Annotated in this window: 21 protein-coding genes and 1 pseudogene; 4 read left to right on the forward strand and 18 right to left on the reverse strand. The window is 63.5% G+C overall.

Features of this window, described 5'->3' with window-relative positions; genetic code table 11:
* Nucleotides 1–91 precede the first annotated feature (91 nt).
* The 3 genes from DRF71_RS16310 (at nucleotide 92) to DRF71_RS16320 (ending at nucleotide 1,920) form a co-directional block, all read left to right on the forward strand.
* Complete coding sequence (locus DRF71_RS16310; protein WP_112311611.1) at nucleotides 92–919, forward strand: sulfite exporter TauE/SafE family protein; 828 nt, start codon at nucleotides 92–94, stop codon at nucleotides 917–919.
* A gap of 84 nt (nucleotides 920–1,003) precedes the next feature.
* A complete protein-coding gene (locus DRF71_RS16315) occupies nucleotides 1,004–1,378 on the forward strand; it encodes a hypothetical protein (protein WP_157971122.1) in 375 nt (124 codons plus the stop codon).
* Between the two features lie 62 nt (nucleotides 1,379–1,440).
* On the forward strand, nucleotides 1,441–1,920 hold the full coding sequence (locus tag DRF71_RS16320) for a copper chaperone PCu(A)C (RefSeq protein ID WP_112311613.1): 480 nt from the start codon (nucleotides 1,441–1,443) through the stop codon (nucleotides 1,918–1,920).
* A gap of 75 nt (nucleotides 1,921–1,995) precedes the next feature.
* Here the strand turns inward: DRF71_RS16320 and lpdA are convergent, their stop codons facing one another.
* From lpdA to mdh, 17 genes and pseudogenes are all read right to left on the reverse strand, one after another.
* On the reverse strand, nucleotides 1,996–3,384 hold the full coding sequence (lpdA, locus tag DRF71_RS16325) for a dihydrolipoyl dehydrogenase (protein WP_112311614.1): 1,389 nt from the start codon (nucleotides 3,382–3,384) through the stop codon (nucleotides 1,996–1,998).
* A 173-nt stretch (nucleotides 3,385–3,557) separates the two neighbouring features.
* On the reverse strand, nucleotides 3,558–3,968 hold the full coding sequence (locus DRF71_RS16330; RefSeq protein WP_112311615.1) for an MAPEG family protein: 411 nt from the start codon (nucleotides 3,966–3,968) through the stop codon (nucleotides 3,558–3,560).
* Nucleotides 3,965–4,393 carry a hypothetical protein gene (locus DRF71_RS16335; protein WP_112311616.1) on the reverse strand — a complete coding sequence of 143 codons (429 nt, stop codon included), beginning with the start codon at nucleotides 4,391–4,393 and terminating at the stop codon, nucleotides 3,965–3,967. Before DRF71_RS16335 ends, DRF71_RS16330 begins: the two co-directional genes overlap by 4 nt.
* Before the next feature lie 87 nt (nucleotides 4,394–4,480).
* A pseudogene (gene odhB, locus DRF71_RS16340) lies at nucleotides 4,481–5,722 on the reverse strand (2-oxoglutarate dehydrogenase complex dihydrolipoyllysine-residue succinyltransferase); the annotation flags it as partial.
* A gap of 72 nt (nucleotides 5,723–5,794) precedes the next feature.
* Nucleotides 5,795–8,758 carry a 2-oxoglutarate dehydrogenase E1 component gene (locus DRF71_RS16345; protein WP_112311617.1) on the reverse strand — a complete coding sequence of 988 codons (2,964 nt, stop codon included), beginning with the start codon at nucleotides 8,756–8,758 and terminating at the stop codon, nucleotides 5,795–5,797.
* A gap of 34 nt (nucleotides 8,759–8,792) precedes the next feature.
* On the reverse strand, nucleotides 8,793–9,461 hold the full coding sequence (locus tag DRF71_RS16350) for a hypothetical protein (RefSeq protein ID WP_112311618.1): 669 nt from the start codon (nucleotides 9,459–9,461) through the stop codon (nucleotides 8,793–8,795).
* 92 nt (nucleotides 9,462–9,553) lie between these two features.
* Entirely contained in the window at nucleotides 9,554–10,438 is an 885-nt protein-coding gene (gene sucD / locus DRF71_RS16355; RefSeq protein ID WP_112311619.1) for a succinate--CoA ligase subunit alpha, read from the reverse strand.
* A gap of 83 nt (nucleotides 10,439–10,521) precedes the next feature.
* Entirely contained in the window at nucleotides 10,522–10,698 is a 177-nt protein-coding gene (locus DRF71_RS27500; RefSeq protein ID WP_157971123.1) for a hypothetical protein, read from the reverse strand.
* Nucleotides 10,699–10,735: 37 nt separating this feature from the next.
* Nucleotides 10,736–11,239 (reverse strand): hypothetical protein, encoded by a 504-nt coding sequence (locus DRF71_RS16360; protein WP_157971124.1) that lies wholly within the window; start codon nucleotides 11,237–11,239, stop codon nucleotides 10,736–10,738.
* Nucleotides 11,236–11,796, reverse strand: a complete 561-nt coding sequence (locus tag DRF71_RS16365) for a hypothetical protein (protein WP_157971125.1) — start codon at nucleotides 11,794–11,796, stop codon at nucleotides 11,236–11,238. Before DRF71_RS16365 ends, DRF71_RS16360 begins: the two co-directional genes overlap by 4 nt.
* 5 nt (nucleotides 11,797–11,801) lie before the next feature.
* Nucleotides 11,802–12,995 carry an ADP-forming succinate--CoA ligase subunit beta gene (sucC, locus tag DRF71_RS16370; protein ID WP_112311622.1) on the reverse strand — a complete coding sequence of 398 codons (1,194 nt, stop codon included), beginning with the start codon at nucleotides 12,993–12,995 and terminating at the stop codon, nucleotides 11,802–11,804.
* Between the two features lie 229 nt (nucleotides 12,996–13,224).
* Nucleotides 13,225–14,430 carry a hypothetical protein gene (locus DRF71_RS16375; RefSeq protein WP_112311623.1) on the reverse strand — a complete coding sequence of 402 codons (1,206 nt, stop codon included), beginning with the start codon at nucleotides 14,428–14,430 and terminating at the stop codon, nucleotides 13,225–13,227.
* 222 nt (nucleotides 14,431–14,652) lie between these two features.
* Entirely contained in the window at nucleotides 14,653–15,327 is a 675-nt protein-coding gene (locus DRF71_RS16380) for a class I SAM-dependent methyltransferase (RefSeq protein WP_112311624.1), read from the reverse strand.
* The gene (pepT, locus tag DRF71_RS16385; RefSeq protein ID WP_112311625.1) at nucleotides 15,324–16,580 is read right to left on the reverse strand and encodes a peptidase T; all 1,257 of its coding nucleotides are present in this window, start codon (nucleotides 16,578–16,580) and stop codon (nucleotides 15,324–15,326) included. The genes DRF71_RS16380 and pepT overlap by 4 nt, the downstream gene beginning before the upstream one ends.
* 93 nt (nucleotides 16,581–16,673) lie before the next feature.
* Complete coding sequence (locus tag DRF71_RS28110; RefSeq protein WP_198672245.1) at nucleotides 16,674–16,835, reverse strand: hypothetical protein; 162 nt, start codon at nucleotides 16,833–16,835, stop codon at nucleotides 16,674–16,676.
* Between the two features lie 71 nt (nucleotides 16,836–16,906).
* The gene (locus tag DRF71_RS16390) at nucleotides 16,907–17,533 is read right to left on the reverse strand and encodes a trimeric intracellular cation channel family protein (protein WP_112311626.1); all 627 of its coding nucleotides are present in this window, start codon (nucleotides 17,531–17,533) and stop codon (nucleotides 16,907–16,909) included.
* A gap of 107 nt (nucleotides 17,534–17,640) precedes the next feature.
* Entirely contained in the window at nucleotides 17,641–18,603 is a 963-nt protein-coding gene (mdh, locus tag DRF71_RS16395; RefSeq protein ID WP_112311627.1) for a malate dehydrogenase, read from the reverse strand.
* Nucleotides 18,604–18,765: 162 nt separating this feature from the next.
* On the opposite strand from mdh, the gene DRF71_RS16400 reads away from it, so the two are divergent.
* Nucleotides 18,766–19,515 (forward strand): sulfite exporter TauE/SafE family protein, encoded by a 750-nt coding sequence (locus DRF71_RS16400; protein WP_112311628.1) that lies wholly within the window; start codon nucleotides 18,766–18,768, stop codon nucleotides 19,513–19,515.
* An 85-nt stretch (nucleotides 19,516–19,600) separates the two neighbouring features.
* Here DRF71_RS16400 and DRF71_RS16405 read toward each other — a convergent pair whose 3' ends face one another.
* The gene (locus tag DRF71_RS16405) at nucleotides 19,601–19,792 is read right to left on the reverse strand and encodes a CsbD family protein (protein ID WP_112311629.1); all 192 of its coding nucleotides are present in this window, start codon (nucleotides 19,790–19,792) and stop codon (nucleotides 19,601–19,603) included.
* Nucleotides 19,793–20,102: the final 310 nt, after the last annotated feature.

Consider the following 20,102-nt stretch of genomic DNA (forward strand, 5'->3'; position numbering starts at 1 on the left):
CTGAGGAAATCCGGCCCCGGCGGCGCCGGCGGTCTTTCCTCTGCCCCGCCGCTGACCTATGCAGGGTGCGCCTGCCCAGAGGAGACCGCGCATGTTCCCCGATCTCGCGACCCTGTTGCCGCTGGTGGCGCTGCTTTTCGTGGTGGGGGCCTTTGCCGGTATCATCGCCGGGCTGTTGGGAGTTGGCGGCGGCATCGTGCTGGTGCCGGCCTTCTTCTACGTCTTCACCGCGCTTGGCTATGGCGGGCCGCAGGTGATGCAGGTCTGCCTTGCCACCTCGCTGGCGACAATCATCTTCACCTCGATCCGCTCGGTCATGGCGCATAATCGCAAAGGCGCCGTCGATTGGGAGGTGCTGAAGACCTGGGCGCCCGGCATCGTCATCGGCGCGATAATCGGGACGCTGGTGGCAAGCCAGCTGCGATCCGTCGCGCTACAGGCGATCTTTGGCGGGCTGGGGATGGTCGTGGGGCTTTACATGGCCTTTGGCAGGCAAAGCTGGCGCATTGCCGGAACCATGCCGACAGGGCCGGTCCGGGCAGCGCAATCCTCGGTGCTGGGGTTCCTGTCGGTGCTGATGGGAATCGGCGGCGGCTCGTTCGGGGTGCCCTTGATGACGCTTTACGGCGTGCCGATTCACCGGGCGGTGGCGACGGCCTCGGGGTTTGGGGTGACCATCGCGGTGCCCTCGGTGATCGGCTTTCTGTTCATGCCGCTTGATCCGGCAACGCGCCCGCCGCTGACGCTGGGGGCAGTGAACCTGCCGGCTTTCGCGGTGGTGATCGGCATTACCATGGTCACCACCAGCTATGGCGTGAAACTGGCCCATGCGATGGATCCGAAGCCGCTGAAACGGATCTTCGCGGTGTTCCTGATCCTGGTGGCGGCCAATATGCTGAGGAAGGCGCTCGGCTGGTAGCGGGGGCTGGCAAGGCCGTTCGGAAGAAACCCTGCCCCTGGGGTAAGCTGCCGCATTGCGAGCCCCCCCGTGGCTGGGGCATCTTTGACCGCAATGACACAAAGCCTGCGCCATAAACTGATGGTCAGACTGACCGGGGCGATGATCGCCTGTCTCATGGTCCTGGCCATGACGCTGACCGCATGGGCGCATAGGGTGCCGGCGGGCGACGATCTCGCCATGCGCAACTTCATCATGGCCGGCGGCTCGTATAACGACCTTTGTGGCGATGGCATGCGGATACCGGGTGATTGCCCGCTTTGCCGGCTGAGCGATGCCGTGGCGCTGCCCGAGCCGCCCTCGGGTCTCCCGGATATCCTCTGGCGCTTTGTTCTGACGCTGGAATCCGCCGCGCCGCGCCCGGTGCCGGCAGGCCTTGCCTGGGCTGTTCCCGAGGCACGCGGCCCCCCATCCCTCTGAGAGCGGACCTCATGCCGGCGGCCCGCGCCGGTCAAATTCTCAGATGGAAACGGAACAGAACGATGAAAATCCTCAATGCAGCACTGGCTGCGATTATGCTCTCGGGTGTATTTTCCGGCGCGGCTTTCGCGCATGGCTTCAAAGGCGGCGATCTGGAGATCAGCCACCCCTATATCCCGACGCCGCCCACCGCCGTCGCGAAAACCGCGGGCGGTTATCTCAGGATCACCAATACCGGCACCGGGCCCGACCGGCTGATCGGGATCGAAAGCGCGGTGGCGGAAAAGACCGAGCTGCATACGACCGAGATGGATGCCGACGGGGTGGCGGCGATGAAACATGTGCCCGAGCTGGAAATCCCGGCGGGCGCCACCGTTGCCTTTGAGCGTGGCGGCTATCACATCATGTTCATGGGGCTGAAACAGGCCCTGAAAGAGGGCGATCTGGTTCCCGGCACGCTGATTTTTGAGCGCGCCGGTCGCATTGATGTGGAATTCTCGATCGACTCGCCGAAAGAAGGTGAGGACCATACCGGTCACTGACCGGTTCGCTGATCTGGCTGGCAGACATGCAAAAGGGCGGGTGTGGGACACCCGCCCTTTTTTCATTTCCGGCTGTCAGGCGTGGATCGCGCCGAGACCGCAGGCCAGCGCCGCCTCCCGCACCGCTTCCGACCAGGTCGGATGCGCGTGGCAGGTCAGCGCCAGGTCCTGGGCCGAGGCGCCGAATTCCATCGCGACACAGACCTCATGGATCAGATCGCCGGCGCCCGGCCCGATGATATGGCAGCCGAGAACGCGGTCGGTTTCCTTATCGGCCAGCAGTTTCACGAAACCATCGGCCTGGAACACCGTTTTGGCGCGGGCATTGCCCATGAAGGAGAATTTGCCGACCTTATAGGCGCGGCCCTCGTCTTTCAGCTGCTCTTCGGTCTTGCCGACGCTGGCGACTTCGGGGGTCGAATAGATCACACCGGGGATCACGTCATAATTCACATGACCATGTTTGCCGGCGATGACTTCGGCAACCGCCATGCCCTCATCCCCGGCCTTATGGGCGAGCATCGGGCCTGGGACGGCATCGCCAATGGCATAGATGCCGGGGACCGAGGTTTGCCAGTGGCTGTCGGTTTTGATCTGGCCGCGCGGCAGGATTTCAACGCCAAGCGCCTCAAGTCCGAGGCCATCGGTGAAGGGTTTGCGGCCGGTGGCGACCAGCACCACATCGGCCTCGATCTCGCCGGCCGAATCGTCCTTGCGGAGTTTCCAGGCGACCTTCGCGCCTTTCTTCGTGCGCTCTACCACCTGGACAGCGGCGCCGAGCACGAATTTGAAGCCCTGTTTCGTCAGGATCTTCTGGAAGGATTTGGCGACCTCGCCGTCCATGCCGGGGGTGATCGCATCCAGATACTCGACCACGGTGACCTGGGCGCCGAGGCGCGCATAGACCGAGCCCATTTCCAGCCCGATCACGCCGGCGCCGATCACGACCATGCTTTTCGGGATCTTCGACAGCGACAGCGCGCCGGTCGAGGTGACGATCACCTGTTCATCGACAGTGATGCCGGGCAGCACCGAGGGTACCGAGCCGGTGGCGATGATGATGTTTTTCGCGTTGTGGATCTCGTCGCCGACTTTCACCTGACCGGCGGCGGGGATCGAGCCCCAGCCTTTCAGCCAGGTCACCTTGTTCTTTTTGAAGAGGAATTCGATCCCCTTGGTATTGCCGGTGACGGTGTCATCCTTGTAGCGCAGCATCCGTTCCCAGTCGACTTTGGGATTGGCGCCCATAAGGCCCATTTTCTCAAAGTTCTCATGGACTTCGTGAAGCTGATGGGTGGCGTTCAAAAGCGCCTTCGAGGGAATGCAGCCGATGTTCAGGCAGGTGCCGCCAAGCGTCTCGCGCCCTTCGACACAGGCGGTTTTCAGGCCGAGTTGGGCGGCATGGATCGCGGCCACATAGCCGCCGGGGCCGCCGCCGATCACGATAACGTCGAAATCTGCCATGGGTGGTTTCCTTGTGCTGGCCGTTGAGCCGGGGGCGCCTGCCCCCGGACCCCCGGGGATATTTGTGGACAGATGAAAATCAGGCCAGGATCTGGATGAGCAACGCGATCAGCGAGATCGGGTCTGAGATTCCGAAGACGTGGAAGAAGGGAGGCTGAGTGATTTCGATCATGTCAGGCTCCGGTCGGGACGGGGCCGAAGAGGGCGGCACCGGCAAGGGCAAGCGTGGCGATCAGGCCGATAAGCCAGATCAGCGAGCGCCAGGGCGCGAGGCCGAGCGCATAGGCCGGGATATAGAAGAGGCGCGCTGCGACATAGATCCAGGCGGCAATGGCGGTCAGGGGAGAGGTTTGGCCGGCGATGACCACGACCAGCACTGTCGGCGCGAACATCGCAAGCCCCTCGAACCCGTTCGAGACCGCGCGCCGCAGCCGGCCAAGCCGGGTAGAGAAATGCGCGGCCACATCGCGAGGGCCGGCATTGTAACGCGCGCCCAGCTCGCGGTTCATCTGCGCACCGGCAAGGGCGATGGCCAGAACCTGGATCAGCACGGCGCAGATAAGGGCGGTGAGTTCGGTGGTCATGGATGTTTCATGCCCAAAGCGCGTTTCACTTCCCGGTCGATCTCGAAGAGATCGGCTTTCACTGCCCGCATCGCCCAGTCTTTATGCTTCTGGCAATAGTCCAGATAGGCGTCGAACCGGGTATCGGGGGGCAGCATCAGGGCGTCAATCTCGGTCCGCTGCCGCAGCTTTGTCAGCTCTGCCCCGGACCAGCCGGCTTTTTTCATCGCGTCAAAGGCGCCTTCGCGCATCGGTTTCCAATGCGCGCGCAGGAATTTGTCCGAGCCGTGATTGGTGGCGCCGCAATTGAACATCGGCGCCCAGTTGTCGATTGCGATCAGCCAGAGCGCGTCCACCTTTGCCCGCTGGGCCTTTGTGACCTCGGCGGAGGCGGGCAGGGCGCAAAGCGCAGCAAAGAGCGCGGGGATGACAAACCGGAGTGACATCGGACAGCCTTTCTTGGCGCGGATACACATGCAGGTTCAACCCCACCCTGTCCTGCTGACAGGGCGGGGCACTTTGTCGGGCCTGGATCAGAGATCCATCAGCAGGCGGCGCGGGTCTTCCAGCGCCTCTTTGACGCGGACGAGGAAGGTTACCGCACCTTTGCCGTCGACGATGCGGTGGTCATAGGACAGCGCCAGATACATCATCGGGCGGATCACGATCTGGCCGCCGACCACGACCGGGCGGTCCTGGATCTTGTGCATGCCAAGGATCCCCGATTGCGGCGGGTTCAGGATCGGGGACGACATCAGCGAGCCATAGACGCCCCCATTCGAGATGGTGAAGGAGCCGCCGGCCATCTCTGCCATTGTCAGCTTGCCGTCACGGGCGCGAAGCCCCAGTTCCGCGATCTTCTTCTCGATTGCGGCAAAGCCCATCTGGTCGGCGTCACGCACAACCGGCACCACGAGGCCGGTCGGGGTGCCAACAGCCACGCCCATATGGACGTAGTTCTTATAGACAACATCGGTGCCGTCGATCTCGGCATTGACCTCGGGCACTTCTTTCAGCGCATGGGTGCAGGCCTTGACGAAGAAGGACATGAAGCCAAGCTTGACGCCGTGCTTCTTCTCGAACTGGTCTTTGTATTCGTTGCGGAGCTGCATGATCCCCGACATGTCCACCTCATTATAGGTGGTCAGCATGGCGGCGGTGTTCTGCGCGTCTTTCAGCCGGCGCGCGATGGTCTGGCGCAGGCGGGTCATCTTGACACGCTCTTCGCGGGCGGCGTCATCGGCGGGCACCGGGGCACGCGGGATCGCGGCGGGGGCCGGGGCCGGGGCGACCGCCGCTGCGGCGGCACCCGGAGCGCCGGCAACAGCCCGGGCCACGTCTTCCTTCATCACACGGCCATCCTTGCCCGAGGCCTGGACCTGATCGCGCGACAGCCCGGCCTCTGCCATGGCTTTCTTCGCCGAGGGGGCGTCTTCGACGTCTTTGCCAGCCGGGACGGGGGCAGGGGCCGGGGCAGCTTTCGGTGTCTCGGCTTTGGCGGCGGGGGCTGCGGGTGCGGCACCGGCGGCGCCTTCGCTCACGATGGCGAGGCGGGCATTGGCGGCGACGGTTTCGCCTTCCTGGGCGATGATCTCGACCAGCACGCCGGTCACGGGCGAGGGGACCTCGACCGAAACCTTGTCGGTTTCAAGCTCGCAGAGCATTTCATCCTGCGCCACCGTATCGCCGACCTTTTTGAACCAGGTCGATACGGTTGCCTCGGACACGGATTCACCGAGCGCGGGGACCATTACGTCAGTCATCTTCTCAACTCCTTAGCCCTGGCTCATCCGGCGGGCATCAGTCAGATTGCGATTTCCCCGCGCGCATTCCGCGCGGGGGGAAACTCATTCGGCCAAAGCTGCGGCGACCAGGGCGGTCTGTTCCGCTTTATGGCGCGAGGCCAGACCCGTCGCAGGCGAGGCCGAGGCCACGCGGCCCGCATAGGCGGCGCGGGTGGTGGTGCCACGCACGCGGGTCAGCAGCTGTTCCAGCTCCGGCTCGATGAAGGACCAGGCGCCCTGGTTCTTCGGCTCTTCCTGGCACCAGACGAAATCGGCATTCGTGAACCGCGCGAGTTCGATCTGCAGCGCCACGGTCGGGACCGGATAGATCTGTTCCAGCCTGAGCAGGTAGACATCATCAAGGCCGCGCGCATCCCGCTCGGCCAGCAGGTCGTAATAAACCTTGCCCGACGAGATCACCACGCGGCGGATCTTGTCATCTGCCTTCAGCGTCACCTCGGAATTGCCTTTCTGCGCATCATCCCAGAGGACGCGGTGGAAGGTTGAGCCATCGGTGAAATCCTCGGCCTTCGAGATCGCCATCGGGTGACGCAAGAGCGATTTCGGCGTCATCAGGATCAGCGGTTTGCGGAAATCGCGATGCAGCTGGCGGCGCAGGATGTGGAAATAGTTCGCCGGCGTGGTGCAATTCGCGACGATCCAGTTTTCCTCGGCCGAATTCTGCAGGAACCGCTCAAGCCGCGCGGAAGAGTGTTCCGGGCCCTGGCCCTCGAACCCATGCGGCAACAGCACCACAAGGCCCGACATCCTGAGCCATTTCGATTCACCGGAATTGATGAACTGGTCGAACATGATCTGCGCGCCATTGGCGAAATCGCCGAATTGCGCTTCCCACAGCGTCAGGGCGTTCGGCTCTGACAGCGAATAGCCATATTCGAACCCGAGCACCGCATATTCCGAGAGCATCGAGTCGATGACCTCATAGCGGGCCTGACCGGCGCGGATATGGTTCAGCGGATAGTAGCGCTCTTCGGTCGACTGATCGACAATGCCGGAATGGCGTTGCGAGAAGGTGCCGCGGGTACAGTCCTGGCCCGAGAGACGGACCGGGAAACCCTCGACCTGCAACGAGCCGAAGGCCAGTGCCTCGGCCGTGGCCCAGTCAAAGCCCTCGCCGGTCTCAAACATCTTCTTCTTGGCTTCCAGCAGACGGGTGACCGTCTTATGGGCGTCAAAACCATCGGGCAGGCGGCTCAGCGCGGTGCCGATTTCCTGGAAGGTCTCGGGTTTGATCCAGGTCTCGCCACGCTGGTAATTGTCGGCGCCAGGCCGGCTCATGGATTTCCAGCGCCCGTCCAGCCAGTCGGCCTTGTTGGGCTTATACTCCTTACCGGCCTCGAATTCCTCATTCAGATGGGCCTGGAAGGCGGCTTTCATATCCTCGATCTCACCCTCGGGGATGAGGCCGTCTTTCACCAGCCGCTCGGTATAAAGCTGCAAGGTAGTCTTTTGTTTGCGGATGTTTTTATACATCGCCGGGTTGGTGAACATCGGCTCGTCGCCTTCGTTGTGACCGAAGCGGCGGTAGCAGAAGATGTCCAGAACCACGTCCTTGTGGAATTTCTGGCGGAATTCGGTCGCGATGCGCGCGGCATGAACCACGGCTTCCGGGTCATCCCCGTTGACGTGGAAGATCGGCGCTTCGACCATCAGCGCGATATCGGTCGGATAGGGCGAGGTGCGCGAGAAATGCGGCGCGGTCGTGAACCCGATCTGGTTGTTGACGATGATATGGATACAGCCGCCGGTGCGGTGACCGCGAATGCCCGACAGTTGCAGACATTCCGCGACAACACCCTGGCCCGCGAAAGCCGCGTCGCCATGGAGGAGGATCGGCAGCACGGCCACCCGCTCGGCCACGTCATTCAGCTGGTCTTGCTTGGCGCGGACCTTGCCCAGCACGACCGGGTTCACGGCCTCGAGGTGCGAGGGGTTCGCGGTCAGCGAGAGGTGGACGGTATTGCCGTCAAACGTACGGTCGCTGGACGCGCCAAGGTGGTATTTAACGTCGCCCGAGCCATCAACGTCTTCGGGCTTGAAGCTGCCGCCCTGGAATTCGTTGAAGATCGCGCGGTAGGGTTTGCCGAGAACATTGACGAGGATGTTCAGGCGTCCGCGATGCGGCATCCCGATCACGATGTCCTTGACACCCAGCTGACCACCGCGCTTGATGATCTGCTCCATCGCGGGGATCAGCGCTTCGCCGCCATCCAGGCCGAAACGCTTGGTCCCCATGAATTTCACATGGAGGAACTTCTCGTAACCCTCTGCCTCGACGAGCTTGTTGAGGATCGCGCGGCGGCCCTCGCGGGTGAAGGCGATTTCCTTGCCGTAACCCTCGATCCGCTCTTTCAGCCAGGAGGCTTCCTCGGGGTTCGAGATATGCATGTATTGCAGCGCGAAAGTGCCGCAATAGGTGCGTTTCAGGATATCGGTGATCTGGCGCATCGACGCATGCGTCAGGCCCAGCACGTTGTCGAGGAAGATCGGACGGTCCAGATCGGCCTCGGTAAAGCCATAGGATGCCGGGTCAAGCTCGGGGTGATTGCTCTCGTCGCGCATATTCAGCGGGTCGAGATCGGCGGCGAGGTGGCCCCGGATCCGGTAGGCGCGGATGATCATCAGCGCGCGGATCGAATCGATCACGGCGCGTTGCAGCTGCGCCTCGGTCAGGTTGACGCCCTGGTCGGCGGCCTTGGCGGCGATCCTGGCGCCGGCGGCCTTGCCCTCTTTCGCCTGGGGCGCCGGCCATTCGCCGGTCAGCGCAGCGGTCAGGTCGTCAGCCGGCTGCGGCGGCCAGTCTGCACGCGCCCAGGACGGACCGGCTGCGGCCTTGCGTGCATCCGCCTCGCTGTCGCCAAGCGCGCGGAAGAACTCTGCCCAGGCGGCATCGACCGCGTTCGGGTCAGCGGCATAGCGCGCCTGAAGCTGGTCGATATAATCGGCATTGGCCCCATCCATGAAAGACGAGGCGTTGAAAGCGGCGGTGGGGGACTGGTCGGTCATTCTCATTCACCTCTCGGGTGCGGCGTATCTGGGTTCAGTTCCGGATTGTGGCAGTATTTTTCGGCGCCACGATCGTGAAGACATAGGTGAGCCGGAAGTCGGTTGCGAAGAGCTGGGACAATGCCGCAGTGTCATATTTCTGGATGCCGTAAAGCCCGGCTTGTCCAGGAGATGAGCCGGTATTGCGCGATGTTTCGAGGCCCAGCGAGGCATCGAGCCCGGGTTTTGAAGGCAGGCTTTCATATATGAGAGCCCCAGCCTCGCCCTCGCTGCTCAGCACAAGGCAAAGCGGCGTGGAGGCGCCGACGGCCAGCAGCGCGCCTTCATCGGTACGGTAATTGATGCGTTGCGGCAGTTCGGCTTCAAAGAGGTCTCTGATGGTGCCGCCTGCAGCATATTTCCGCCAGATGGCGGCGGCATTGCCGATATTGCGCGTGTCGATCACTTCCCAGACCGCACGCATCTGGGCATATGTGCCTATGTACCAGCCGCGATCCGCTGCCGTCACCTCACGCCAGCCGCCACGTTCCAGCAACGCTGCGCGTGCATCGGCGTCCAGGGGTGTCACCTCGCCCGAGCTGCAGGCGGTGATTGCAGAGGACAGGGCCGCAGCGGTAACGGCGCCCGGCCTCTGATCTGCCATGTCGGCGAAAGCGGGCAGTGCCAGAGCCGCCAGGGCGAGACACGGCAGCGAGCGGGTCATGGCACGCCGGAGCCCGGGCGACGGGAGGACCCGTGCCGGGTTCTGTGAGGGCCGGGAAACCCCGGCCCCGATGGCTTGCGCCGGTGCCATGATCAGCCCTTGATCGCTTTCAGCACGGCCTCGCCCAGCGTCGCGGGGCTGTCTGCCACCACGATGCCCGCGCTCAGCATGGCCTCGATTTTCGATTCCGCATCGCCCTTGCCGCCCGCCACGATGGCACCGGCATGGCCCATGCGACGGCCCGGAGGCGCGGTGCGGCCGGCGATGAAGCCAGCGGTCGGCTTCCAGCGACCTTTTTTCTTTTCCGACGCCAGGAATTCTGCGGCCTCTTCCTCGGCGGAGCCGCCGATTTCGCCGATCATAATGATCGAATGGGTCTCAGGATCCGCGAGGAACATTTCCAAAACGTCAATATGTTCGGTGCCCTTGATCGGGTCGCCGCCGATACCCACAGCCGAGCTTTGCCCAAGGCCGACATCGGTGGTTTGCTTCACCGCTTCATAGGTAAGGGTGCCCGAGCGCGACACAACCCCGACCGAACCGACCGAGAAGATATTGCCCGGCATGATGCCGATCTTGCATTGCGAGGGCGTCATCACGCCCGGGCAGTTCGGCCCGATCAGCCGCGATTTCGAGTTAATCAGCGCGCGCTTGACCTTCATCATGTCAAGCACCGGGATGCCCTCGGTGATGCAGACGATCAGCGGGATCTCGGCATCAATCGCCTCAAGGATCGAATCGGCGGCGAAGGGCGGCGGCACATAGATCACGGTCGCATCGGCGCCGGTTTTCCCGACCGCGTCATGGACGGAGTCGAAAACCGGCAGGCCCAGATGCGAGGTGCCCCCTTTGCCCGGCGTCACCCCACCCACCATCTGCGTGCCATAGGCAATCGCCTGTTCGGTGTGGAATGTCCCCTGCGAGCCGGTGATGCCCTGACAGATAACCTTGGTGTCTTTGTTGATCAGAACGGCCATCAGGGCCTCCTTGCAGAAAAAATCCCTCACACGGCGGCCTGGTCTGGCCTGGTCACCGCAGCTTTCCGAAACTCACCCGACCTTCAGGCCGAAGGGCAGGTGATCGTGATGTCACGTCCATCGACGCGGCCTGTCTGTGCCATAGCCGACTGCTCGTTGCAGACGGCGACCGGGTCGTTCTCCGGCGTCGCATAGCCGCTGCTGCACGCCGCAAGGGCGGACAGAAGAACGAAAGCAGGCACGGTCAGTCTGATGCGCATCTGGTGCTTCCTCACTGTAAACTCACGCTGCGGGCCCTTACTCTGACTGGGCCCACATGAAACTCACGCCACTATTGTCTGCCGACCGGCAAACCGGGTCATTCCCCGAAGAGGTGACCTCGGCCCCCGGGCCGCCGCCGGCCAGGGCGAAGGACAGGCAACCGTCTTCCCCGGTCAGGTCCACCGCAGTCTTCCCCGTCGCCGCGATGACCTCGGCCAGCAATTCACCGGCGCGGTCCGTGCCGATGGTTTCGGATTGCACGAGGCAGTAGCCGCCATCGGTCCAGGTCATGGCATAGGTCTCGTCGGGGCCGGTAAGCCCGGAATAGCCGGCCTCGTCATTGGTCACGGCCTCCCAGCCTGCCGCGACGAAAGCCTCGGTCGCCGCATTGCCCGCGGCCCCCAGCAAGAGGCAGGTGGCATAGGCCGCCTTCAGCAGTTCCTCGCCGGTTGCGCCCGTCAGCGGGGGGGCAGTCTCTGCGGCCAGCGGCATCGCCAGCACCGTGCCCAGCATCAGGGCTGTGCTGCGCAAACTCCTCATACGGCCTCTCCCAGGATAACCGCCGAAGCCTCTTCCGGGTTGCAATCGGCATAGTCGCCACCCGAGCGGATTTCGATGGTGAAGACCGGACCGGGATTGCCGACAAAGGGGGCCAGGGTTACCCGGTCAAACGGGCATTCACCCTTGACGGCAATCTCTTCGGCCGTGAAGCCCGGAGTGTCGGGCATCTCGCCGATGGTGGCACGGGCGGTCAGCGTGTTGGTCCGCAGATCGACGATGCTGCAGGAGGTGTCACCCTCATAAAGCATGACCCGGAGCGTTTCCCCATGCCCGCCCGGCGCATGAAGCGAAAAAGCCCCGTCCTCCTCTTCGCCGCGCGTCCAGCCTGCAGCCACGAACCGGCGGGTCTGCGCCGCCTGTTCATGGCCTGAGAGAATACAGGCCGCCCAGGCCGCATTGCGTTGCTCGTCGTAATGATCCGATCCGGGCAACGTGCCAGCCTCGGTCAGCGACAGCAGTTGCCCGCCCGTTTCCGCATGAAGCGGCAGCGCCATAAAGGCGGCCATCAGCAACGATGCAGGAAACGGGCGTGCCACGGGTGTCAGCCTTTCACAGCCTTGACGATCTTTTGCGCCGCATCCGACAGGTCGTCGGCGGCGATCACATTGAGACCGCTATCGTTGATGATCTTCTTGCCGAGATCCACATTGGTGCCTTCGAGACGCACGACCAGCGGCACTTTCAGCCCGACTTCTTTCACCGCAGCGATCACGCCTTCGGCGATGATATCGCAGCGCATGATGCCGCCGAAAATGTTGACGAGGATGCCTTTGACGTTGGGGTCGGAGGTGATGATCTTGAAGGCCTCGGTCACTTTCTCTTTGGTGGCGCCGCCGCCCACATCGAGGAAGTTCGCGGGCTCTGCGCCATAAAGCTTGATGATGTCCATCGTCGCCATGGCAAGGCCTGCGCCATTCACCATGCAGCCGATCTCGCCATCCAGCGCGATGTAGTTCAGATCGAATTTCGAGGCTTCCAGCTCTTTCGGGTCTTCCTCGGTCTCGTCGCGCAGGGCTGCGATATCGGCATGGCGGTAGATCGCATTGCCATCAAAGCCCATCTTGGCGTCGAGCAGTTTCAGATTGCCGTCGGTCATCACCACCAGCGGGTTGATCTCCAGCATATCCATGTCTTTGTCGATGAAGAGCCGGTAGAGGTTCTTCACGATGGCGACGCATTGCTTGACCTGGGCACCTTTCAGCGCCAGCGAGAAGGCGACGCGGCGGCCGTGGAAATCCTGCAGCCCGGTGGCCGGATCGACGGTGATGGTGTGGATTTTTTCCGGGGTCGAATGCGCGACCTCTTCGATATCCATACCGCCCTCGGTCGAGGCGACGATCGAGATGCGCGAGGTCTGGCGGTCGATCAGCAGTGCAAGATAAAGCTCGCGCTCAATGTCGGAACCGTCTTCGATATAGATGCGGTTGACCTGTTTGCCGGCCGGGCCGGTCTGGATGGTCACAAGGGTGCGGCCCAGCATCTGGCGCGCGAATTCAGCGGCCTCTTCGACCGATTTGGCAAGGCGCACGCCGCCTTTGTCGCCGGCTTCCGGCTCCACGAACCTGCCCTTGCCGCGACCGCCGGCATGGATTTGCGATTTCACGACCCAGAGCGGGCCGTCAAGCTCGCCCGCAGCGGTTTTGGCGTCTTCCGCTTTCAGGACGACGCGCCCATCGGAAACCGGGATGCCGTAGGAACGAAGAAGCGCCTTGGCCTGATATTCGTGGATGTTCATGGGGCCGTATTCCCGTATTCGGTGATGATCTGGCGCCCTTCTGGCACGGAATTCCCGGCCTGGCCAATCCAATCCGCCCCGCATTCAAGCAATCCGGCGAAAATCCGCGCTTTGTGATCACGAAATTTCTGGCTGTGATCACAGATTTTCAGCCGTGATCACATTGGTGCAACTGTCAGGAATCAAAGGCGTGTCAGAAGCGACAGCCGAGTGATTCGTGTTAGCGGCATCAGTTGAAGAACACCGCGAACATCACCGCGTCGCCCTGCATCAGCCGCTCGAAATCACTCCAGGCCTGGCCAGTCATCACCTTGCCCTTTTCGGCATAGGGCAGCAGTGCCTCGCCCTGGATCATGCCGACCAGATCCACCTTCGGCGGTGCGTCGAACAGCTTCTTCAGGCTGATCCCGGCCTCGGCGCCATAGCGCCAGTGCGGCATCAGGATCTCGCCTTTCAGGAGCTGCTCGGCCTCGGCCAGTACCGCTTGCCAGCGCGCCGCCGTGCCCTCGGGCAGCTGAATGCCAAGCGCCGAGAGCTGTTTCTCATTCGGCACCCATTCGCGGTCATTATCGGTCTCGGCCTCGACCAGCGGCCAGAAGCGGCGGTTCTCCTGGATCATCGAGAGGAAATGGCCATAGGCTTTGGCGGCCAGCGCGGGGTCGGGTTGCTGTTCCAGCGCCTTGAGGATGATGGCGACGCGATCCACCTCTTTGCCGAACATCATATCCCAGGCATTGGGCGGCGGGGTGTCACCCCAGAGCGCATGCATCTCTTTGGTCGATGTCAGGATCAGATCGGTGGCGGGGCCGGGATCATAGGCCTGGAAGGTGGTGGCAACGCCCGAGATCAGATGGCTATAGGCGGAAAGCCAGGCCGCGTCGGAGCCGTCAAAGCGGATCACGATCATCCCGGGCTCCAGCTGGGCGCCCCAGAGGCCCAGCATCTGCGCTGCCACGCCGGCCAGGTCCTCACCCTCGTTGCGTCTGCCATCGGCGTTGATGTCGAACCAGAGATCGGCAAGGTCGATTTCGAGGCCGAAATCAGCAGTGCCAAGCTGGCCAAGGGCGTCGCGCGTGCCGTCCATTCCGGCATTGACGCCGGCGATCAGATCAGAAATGTCCTGGCCGGTCAGTTCCCGTGCATTCGGATTGGGCGGGATCGGCAGCCGCAGGATCGGCAGTTCGGACCAGTCGGCCTCAAGCCCGACCTGCCAGCGAAGTTGCAGAGCCTGCTCAATACTGCCGAGGAAACGCAGCCCGGCCAGCGCGAAGGCCTCTTCCGCGCTGAGATCTTCCTGTGCCGCCAGCCTGCTTTCGGTTGCGGTGATCCCAGTGTCACGAATCTCCTGCGACAGATCCAGCGGATCCGCCAGGGCGAGGCCGGGGGTAAGACCGGGCATCAGAGAAAGCAGGGTGGCACAAAGAAAACGGCGCATGGGAACCTCCGGTATTTTGCCAAGGATGCGGAGGGGGGCGGTCAGGGTCAAGGGCCGCGACAGGCCGGAGGGGTGCGGGATTCCCAATGTCGGAAAGAGAGGGGGCCAGCCCCCTCGCGGCTTTGCCGCTTCACCCCCGGGATATTTAAAGACAGATGAAATCAGCGAGGGAGGGTGATTTCATCTGTCCTTAAATATCCCCGCCGGAGGCTTCCCCAGAGGTCAGCGGCGGATGGGTTCCAGCACCGCAAGCGCCTGGCCACGCGGCAGCAGATCTTCGCGCCAGCGGATTGTGAAGCCGGCGGCGGCCGCATCGGCCCCGATCCCGGCGGGAGAGCGATGCCAGGGTGGGCGGTTTGGGTGGGTGACCACACCGTCGCGCTGGCGGAAGGGGCCCTCATGCCTGTCTGGCGCCAGGAAGACGGTCAGGAGAAGTTTGCGCAGATGCGGGAAGCGGTGGTTCAGATTGTGCAGGGCGGGCCGCAATGTTTCTGCCGGCAGATGGGTGAACACCCCCCAGCACAGCGCGAAGGTGATGGTCGGAGGAAGGGTTGGGAAGCGGAATTCCTCATCTTCCACGAGGTTTTCTTCGGGGAGGCGCAGGCGTGTATCGGGCGTCAGTTCCTCGGCATAGCCGCGCAGCATCAGCGCGCGTGAGGCATCGGTTCCCCGGTAATGGCCGGGATCGAGCCAGGGCACCAGCCTGTGGCCGAGCCGCAGGCAACCGCAGCCGATATCGAGGAAGTGGTCGTGCCGTTCCAGCCCTTCATCCAGGATCACCTGCATCTGATGCAGGGCGGTTTCCTCCCAGCGACCGCCGACGATATCGCGGTGTTTGCCGCGCGCGAGGGCGTCGTCGTAGAAGCCGGGTTTCAGATAGGGCGAGGCCAGTGTCATGCGCGGCTTGCCATGTTCGGCTTGTCTGTTGCCGCGCGGGTGGCAATGCCCTGCATCAGGGCGACGGCTTGTGCCATATCCTGCAGGCTCACCCATTCCAGCGGACCGTGGATTTCCTGCATGCCGGTGAAGAGGTTCGGGCAGGGGAGCCCAAGCTCGGTCAGGCGCGAGCCATCGGTGCCGCCCCGGATCGGCACCGAGACCGGATCGAGGCCGATACCCCGGGCGGCGTCACGGGCGAGGTCCACCGGGGTCATGTCATGCTCCAGCCAGTAGCGCATATTGCGGTATTGCGGGCTGATCCTGCAGGTGATTTCGGCGCGCGGCTCGCTCAGGGCAAGCGCCTTGCAGGCCTCGTTCAACAGGGTGCCTTTGGCAGCGAGCCCATCCAGTTCGAAATCGCGCAGGATGAGGCGGATCACCATTTCCGAGGAGCCGCCGGTCATCTCGACCGCATGGATAAAGCCCTCGCGGCCCTCGGTGACCTCGGGCTGCATGGTGGCTTGCGGCAGGAAGGAGATCAGTTTCGCGGCGAGATGGATCGCGTTGACCATCTTGCCTTTGGCCCAGCCGGGATGGATCGAGACGCCTTTGATCCGCACTTCGGCACCATCGGCCGAGAAGCTTTCATATTCGATCTCGCCGGGACTGGCGCCGTCGAAGGTGAAGGCGAAAGCGGCGCCGATGTCGGCGGGCAGGCGCGGATCGACGCCGCGGCCGATTTCCTCATCGGGGGTGAAGGCGATGCGGATCTCGGGATGGGCGGGTTTCTCTGAGATCAGGCGGCGGGCGGCGGCCATGATGATGGCGATACCCGCTTTGTCATCGGCGCCAAGCAGCGTGGTGCCGGAGGCGGTGACGATGTCATGGCCCTGACGGGTAGCGAGGCCGGCGGAGGTCCCGGGCGAGAGGATCAGGGCGGGATTGTCGGGGAAGGTGATCTCGCCGCCATTATAGCCCCGGATCACGCGCGGCTTCACGCCGGCGGCGTTGAATTGCGGCGCGGTATCCATATGGGCGAGGAAGGCGATGACCGGGCCGGGGGCGGTGGCGGGGATGGTGGCCAGCACGGCGCCATAATCGGTGACACGGATGTCGGTTGCGCCGATCCCGGCCAGTTCGGTTTCCAGAAGCCGCGCCATGTTCAGCTGGATGGCCGTCGAGGGCTGCGAGGGGCTGGAGGGGTCGCTCTGGCTGTCGATGGCACAGTAGCGGATCAGGCGGGTTTCGAGCTCGGTGATCAGATCGGACATGACGGCGCTCTGGATGGCTGGCCGGGCTGGGGGCGCTGCCCCCGTCATGGCGGGGCCATGACTCCCCCGGGATATTAAGGACAGATGAAAGGGTCAGGGCTTTTTGCGGGCCTCAGAGGCAGCTTTCATGCGTTCCAGCAGGGCGGCCTTTTTATCGGTTGCGGATTTGTCTTTGGGGGCGCCACGGCGTGGCAGGTCCTGGGCGTGCTGGGTGTCTTTGGCGTTCTTGGGATTGCCGGATTTGGAATAGTCCATGACGGGCTCCTTGGGTTTTCTGTGGCATGACGCAAAGGGCGCGGCGGGGCAAGGGGCCGGAGCGCCAGAGGTCATGGCGCGCGCGGGATCCTGAGGCCCAGCCGCACCGAGAGGATACGGATGAGGAAGGTGGCGGCGAGTGCGATGGCGGCCGTCGCCAGCGGCGGCCAGCCGGAGCGGTCGCCCAGCACCACCAGCACCGCGCCGATAATCGCGGCGACGGCGTAGATTTCCTCGCGCAGCACGCGGGGGATTTCGGTGACCAGCAGGTCGCGCACCACGCCGCCGCCCACTGCGCTCAGCACACCGATCATGCAGGCGCTTGCCGGATGCAATCCGAAGATCAGCGCCTTCTGGGTGCCGGCGATGGTAAAAGTGCCAAGGCCGAGCGCGTCGAGCAGCATCACCGGCCTGGAAGCGCGCTCGATCAGGCGGTGGAGGAAGAAGGCGGTGAGCCCGGCGGCGAAGGTGACGAGAAGATAGGATGGGTCGCGCAGAACCGCTGCCGGCTGATCGCCGATGGCCATGTCGCGGATCGCGCCGCCGGCGGTGGCGGCGGCTGTGGCCAGCACGATTACCCCGAAAAGATCGAGTTGTCTTCGCACCGCCAGCATGCCGCCCGACAGGCCGAAGACGAAGGTTCCGGTCATATCGAGCCACCACAGGAGCGATGAGTAATCCGCTGCGACCCAGTCCATGTCTGCCTCCGCTTGCCGTCACGGCGATACTGGCCTGCCTGGCGCGCAAAGAAAAGCGCGCGCCCCCTGGAGGACGCGCGCGGTGGAGTCACTGGTTAAAGAAAGGCTCAGTTCAGCGAGGGGTCGATGCCTTTGCAGGCCGCGACGAGGCCTTTGACCGCGTCGATCGACTTGTCGAGCATCGCCTGCTCGTCTGCGTTCAGCTTGATCTCGACCACTTTCTCGATGCCGCCGGCACCGATCACGGTCGGAACGCCGACATAGAGACCGTCAAGGCCATAGGCGCCTTTGACGAAAGCGGCAGCCGGAAGGACGCGCTTCTGGTCTTTCAGATAGGCTTCTGCCATCTCGATGGCCGAGGTTGCGGGCGCGTAGAAGGCCGAGCCGGTTTTCAGGAGGCCGACGATTTCGGCACCGCCGTCACGGGTGCGCTGAACGATGCCGTCGAGTTTTTCCTGCGTGGTCCAGCCCATGGCGACCAGGTCCGGCAGCGGGATGCCGGCGACGGTCGAATAACGGGTCAGCGGCACCATCGTGTCGCCATGGCCGCCCAGCACGAAGGCCGAAACATCGCGCATCGACACGTTGAATTCGAGCGAGAGGAAATGACGGAAGCGGGCCGAATCGAGAACGCCGGCCATGCCGACGACTTTCTCATGCGGCAGGCCCGAGAATTCGCGCAATGCCCAGACCATCGCGTCAAGCGGGTTGGTGATGCAGATGACAAATGCGTTCGGCGCGAATTTCGCGATGCCTTCGCCGACCGATTTCATCACTTTCAGGTTGATGCCCAGCAGATCGTCGCGCGACATGCCGGGTTTGCGGGGCACGCCAGCGGTGACGATGCAGACATCGGCGCCGGCGATATCTTCGTAGGAATTCGCACCTTTAAGGGCGACATCAAAGCCTGCGACCGGGCCGCATTGCGCGAGGTCAAGCGCCTTGCCCTGCGGAACGCCTTCAGCGATGTCGAACAGGATAACATCGCCGAGTTCCTTGGTGGCGACGAGATGGGCGAGCGTGCCGCCGATCTGGCCTGCACCGATAAGGGCAATCCTGGGTCGTGCCATGGGAGAGTCTCCGTTGCTGGGGTTGCGGGAGGCGTAGACCCTTACAGACCGTCTGTCCAGCGGCTCCGAGCGCCAGTATGCAATTGTATGCTGAAAATTTCTTCCCTTCCGAATGGCGCAGTGCAGGAGTAGCGGGAGAGTTAGCGTTAACGGGGTTTCGCGATGGAAGAGATGGGTTTCTGGCTGCTGGCGGTGGTTGCCGCCGCGCTGGTCGGGCTGTCCAAGGGGGGGCTGCCGGCGGTGGGGATGCTGGCGGTGCCGGTGATGGCGCTGCAGATCTCGCCGGTGGTGGCTGCGGGGATATTGCTGCCGGTCTACGTCGTCTCGGATATGTTCGGGCTCTGGGCGTACCGCCATGCCTTTGACCGCAAGGTGCTGCAATATCTGCTGCCGGGTGCGGTGGCGGGGATCGCGATTGGCGGGCTGACGGCCTCGGTGGTGCCGGAAGCTGCGGTGACGCTGCTGATCGGGGTGATCGGGCTGGCGTTCAGTCTCAGCCTGTTGCTGCGCCGCCCGCTCAAAGGACCTCCATGCGAGGCAAAGCCGGGGCCGGGGGCGTTCTGGGGGCTGATCACCGGTTTTACCAGTTTCGTCAGCCATTCCGGTGCGCCGCCCTATCAGGTCTATACGCTGCCTTTGCGGCTGGAGAAGGCGGTGTTCGCCGGCACCTCGACCATCGCTTTCGCGGTGATCAATGCGGTGAAGCTGATTCCCTATGGGCTGCTGGGGCAGTTGAACCCGGGCAATCTGAAGCTCTCGGCGCTGCTGATGGCGCCGGCGGTGGCTTCGGTCTTTGCCGGGGTCTGGCTGGTGAAGGTTCTGCCGGCGAAGGCGTTTTTCCGGCTGGTCACCTGGTCCTTGCTGCTGATCTCGCTGAAACTGGTCCGGGACGGGCTGAGGGGGATCGTGTGAGGCGGCGTAAATGGCGCAGGGCCGCTCCTGGTGCGGCCCTGGCTTTGGGGGTCAGGCAGCGGCCCTGATTGTGACCCCTAAAGGGTCAGGCTTTGTCGACGGCCTTCTTCACCGCGTCCTTCGCCTTGCCAAGCGCCTGTTGCGCCTCGCCTTTCAGCTCTTGCGCGGCGCCTTCGGCGCGCAGCCGGTCATTGCCGGTCGCCTTGCCCACGGCCTGTTTCACAGTGCCTGCGGCCTCATTGGCCAGGCCTTTGATCTTGTCACCGGTGCTGCTCATTCTGAACTCCTTTGGCTGGGTTGAAGCTGAGCGTCTCAGTGCAGGGAAAACGCCTGTTCCGGGCCGGGGTTCCGCCCGGGATGGTCACGGTCCTGTGTTCGGGCATGTTTCCGCCGGCAGGGGACGGCCCGCAGCAGACGGGGCAGCAGACGGGGCAACGGATGAGGCGGCGGGATCCGGGCAGCGGATCGGGGCGCCGCCGCCCTGCCTGAAAAACCGACGGCGGCGAAAAAGTTTCTGCAATGCGGCATTTCATGGCTTGCCGAATGTGCCAATTTCATGCTTTGACACGCAAGATTGTTTCAATGGA

The organism is Pseudogemmobacter bohemicus (assembly GCF_003290025.1).
In the GTDB taxonomy this organism is placed as follows: domain Bacteria; phylum Pseudomonadota; class Alphaproteobacteria; order Rhodobacterales; family Rhodobacteraceae; genus Pseudogemmobacter; species Pseudogemmobacter bohemicus.